This window comes from Thiorhodococcus mannitoliphagus, assembly GCF_010915725.1.
Taxonomy (GTDB): domain Bacteria; phylum Pseudomonadota; class Gammaproteobacteria; order Chromatiales; family Chromatiaceae; genus Thiorhodococcus; species Thiorhodococcus mannitoliphagus.
This window is the reverse complement of sequence record NZ_JAAIJR010000322.1, coordinates 1-1,491: the sequence shown is the minus strand read 5'-3', so window position 1 is coordinate 1,491 and position 1,491 is coordinate 1. Positions and strand designations below refer to the sequence as shown.

The following is a 1,491-nucleotide window of genomic DNA, read 5'->3' as shown; positions in this document are numbered from 1 at the left end:
GGCGTTTGTCTGTTGATCTCCAGCGCCGGGCTACATCCCCCGCGACCGCTCGACGCTGCGGCCAGCGGGAATTGCTGGCCCGTACAAGTCGAGCTTGACGGCACTCCAGGAGTGAGTTTCGAGCAGATCGGAAAAGTAGTCGAGCAACTGCTGCTCGGACACATCCGCGATGTCGCCGTCAAAATAGGCGCCGATGCGGCGCACGGCGCGTGCGTAGGCTTCGATGGTCTTGGGCTGTAGACCTTTGAGCCGAAGGTGCTTGAGATGCGCCTCGTAGTGACGCTTGAACTGCGCTTCGCAGGAGCTGGACATGGCGGTGTAACCTCATGATGTTGAACAAACGGCCCCTCGCAACCGAGGGCTTAAGGTTACATTCTAAGCGCCACGCCGCCGCATGGGCTTTCTCCGCGCAGCGGCTTCGTCCAACAATTGGCTGGGGCGATGTTGGGATTCGCTCTCGCTCATCCCAACCTACGTGAGCTACAATTGTGGCAAACGTAATCGTAGAGGAAACCATCCATGACGACGGTCTCCATTCGGATCGACGAAACCCTGGTCAACGCCGCACGTTCCGCCGCCAAGAGTGAGTTTCGCACCCTTCAGGGCCAGATCGAGTTCTGGGCGAAGGTCGGGCGCGCGGCACTCGACAATCCCGATCTCCCCGCCTCCTTCATCGCCGAAAGCCTGATGTCGATGAATGAACCTGCCGATGAGGCGACCCCATTCGTGCCGCGTTCGGGCACCTCCGCATGACCTGGGAGGTCCGTCAGACCCGGCGCTTTGCCCGTGCCTACAAGAAACTCCATGACCGGCAGGGGGCTGACGTGGATGCCGCCGTGGCGACGGTTGCCGACGATCCGGAGCGCGGGGAGAAAAAGAAGGGCGATCTGGCCGAGCTTTGGGTCTACAAATTTCACAGCCAGGGGCAGCTTTTTCTGCTGGGTTACACGCGCGAACAGGAAGTGCGTTTGATTTGTCTGGAAGCCGTCGGCCCGCACGAGAACTTTTACCGCGATTTGAAACGCGGCTGAACGAGTTGAGGAGAACGTGCGATGACCATCGGCATCAAAGAAGCGGCGAAATCGGTACGCGGACGGGGGCAAGTCTTGAAAAGACGCCTATAGCCACACTGCACTCGGCTTGATCCTGGGTTCTCTTGTTCGTCCACCCGCCGCCAGTCGACCTGCGCGAGATTGCGTGCCTGGCTGTCGAAGACGAGACCCAGCTCGAAGAGTCCGCGACCGGGCTGGGCGCGGTATTTCTCGCTGTAGCCGCGTTACTGTATCTGGACGAGCGCGGGGTTGGCCGTGGGTGTTTCGCCGCTGTCGGCATTCGGCGTGCTGTCACCCTGTCGCACCTTGATCTCGATGACGTAGACGAAGCTTTCGAGCTTGATGGTGAGATCGACCTGACCCTAGTGCAACAGAGTGGAAATCCCGAGACTGTTTAATCATTCATGCCGCGAGCGGCTTTCCCTCATAGGTCCAGCGG

At 59.9% G+C, this 1,491-nt stretch carries 4 protein-coding genes; 3 read left to right on the top strand and 1 reads right to left on the bottom strand.

Annotation, left to right across the window (positions count from 1 at the left end; translation table 11 throughout):
- Window positions 1-30: 30 nt before the first annotated feature.
- Window positions 31-312, bottom strand: a complete 282-nt coding sequence (locus G3480_RS26595; protein ID WP_164657204.1) for a phage integrase N-terminal SAM-like domain-containing protein — start codon at window positions 310-312, stop codon at window positions 31-33.
- A 207-nt stretch (window positions 313-519) separates the two neighbouring features.
- On the opposite strand from G3480_RS26595, the gene G3480_RS26590 reads away from it, so the two are divergent.
- From G3480_RS26590 to G3480_RS26580, 3 genes are all read left to right on the top strand, one after another.
- Complete coding sequence (locus G3480_RS26590) at window positions 520-753, top strand: ParD-like family protein (protein WP_164657203.1); 234 nt, start codon at window positions 520-522, stop codon at window positions 751-753.
- A complete protein-coding gene (locus tag G3480_RS26585; RefSeq protein ID WP_164657202.1) occupies window positions 750-1,031 on the top strand; it encodes a type II toxin-antitoxin system RelE/ParE family toxin in 282 nt (93 codons plus the stop codon). Before G3480_RS26590 ends, G3480_RS26585 begins: the two co-directional genes overlap by 4 nt.
- Before the next feature lie 125 nt (window positions 1,032-1,156).
- Window positions 1,157-1,450 (top strand): hypothetical protein, encoded by a 294-nt coding sequence (locus G3480_RS26580; protein ID WP_164657201.1) that lies wholly within the window; start codon window positions 1,157-1,159, stop codon window positions 1,448-1,450.
- Window positions 1,451-1,491: the final 41 nt, after the last annotated feature.

Excerpts from the sequence above, each read along its gene's own strand:
- G3480_RS26595 (WP_164657204.1), bottom strand. The coding sequence starts at position 312 with ATGTCCAGCTCCTGCGAAGCGCAGTTCAAGCGTCACTACGAGGCGCAT.
- G3480_RS26590 (WP_164657203.1), top strand. The coding sequence starts at position 520 with ATGACGACGGTCTCCATTCGGATCGACGAAACCCTGGTCAACGCCGCA.
- G3480_RS26585 (WP_164657202.1), top strand. The coding sequence starts at position 750 with ATGACCTGGGAGGTCCGTCAGACCCGGCGCTTTGCCCGTGCCTACAAG.